Source organism: Spirabiliibacterium mucosae, from assembly GCF_014884965.1.
Taxonomy (GTDB): domain Bacteria; phylum Pseudomonadota; class Gammaproteobacteria; order Enterobacterales; family Pasteurellaceae; genus Spirabiliibacterium; species Spirabiliibacterium mucosae.
On the sequence record NZ_JABTBO010000060.1, the window covers coordinates 1 to 1,029 of the forward strand.

The following is a 1,029-nucleotide window of genomic DNA, read 5'->3' on the forward strand; positions in this document are numbered from 1 at the left end:
AAAAGAATAACAAAGTGCAGTCAAGACTGGGGCTATAGCTCAGCTGGGAGAGCGCCTGCTTTGCACGCAGGAGGTCAGCGGTTCGATCCCGCTTAGCTCCACCAAGCATACCTAAGGTATTTTCCGCGCGGTGAAAACCAAAGTGCGGTTAAGATAGCTTAGGTATGGTTGAAAAACCGTAATTGTTCTTTAAAAAATTGGAAACAAGCTAAAAACTGAAGAGAACTCAAGCGTGGTTGAGGTAGTGATACCAAGACACGTAAGAGCTGAGTATAAAAATCCTGTGATGAAAAAAGGCATTGCAGGTAGCGTAGGTAACTACGCACGAGTTTGTTTAACGTTCAACTTAAAGTATCAAAATACTTGAGGTTGTATGGTTAAGTGACTAAGCGTGCAGGGTGGATGCCTAGGCAGTCAGAGGCGAAGAAGGACGTGCTAATCTGCGAAAAGCGTGGGTGAGTTGATAAGAAGCGTTTAACCCACGATGTCCGAATGGGGAAACCCAGTAGATGAAGAATCTACTATCTTTAACTGAATCCATAGGTTAAAGAGGCGAACCGGGAGAACTGAAACATCTCAGTACCCCGAGGAAAAGAAATCAACCGAGATTCTGCAAGTAGCGGCGAGCGAAAGCGGAGGAGCCGTTAGTGATAGCACCAGAGCAAGAAGAACAGGCTGGGAAGCCTGACCGAAGAGGGTGATAGTCCCGTATTTAAAAGCCAGGGTGTGGTACTAAGCTAACAACAAGTAGGGCGGGACACGAGAAATCCTGTTTGAAGATGGGGGGACCATCCTCCAAGGCTAAATACTCCTGACTGACCGATAGTGAACCAGTACCGTGAGGGAAAGGCGAAAAGAACCCTGGTGAAGGGAGTGAAATAGAACCTGAAACCCTGTACGTACAAGCAGTGGGAGCCCCATCATTAAGCCAAACGCTTGATGATAAGCAATGCGCCTTTTGTTTAAAAGTGCGGTTGACTTCACGCAGTGAAGTCCAACCCAAAAATCAAACAGAGGGGGCTTAATGAT

1 tRNA gene and 1 rRNA gene are annotated in these 1,029 nt (G+C 46.6%); both read left to right on the plus strand.

From position 1 onward, the window contains the following. Positions 1-28: 28 nt before the first annotated feature. Positions 29-104: transfer RNA gene (locus HPC37_RS10770), tRNA-Ala, on the plus strand. Between the two features lie 271 nt (positions 105-375). Continuing rightward, positions 376-1,029 (plus strand): 23S ribosomal RNA (locus tag HPC37_RS10775); the annotation flags it as partial.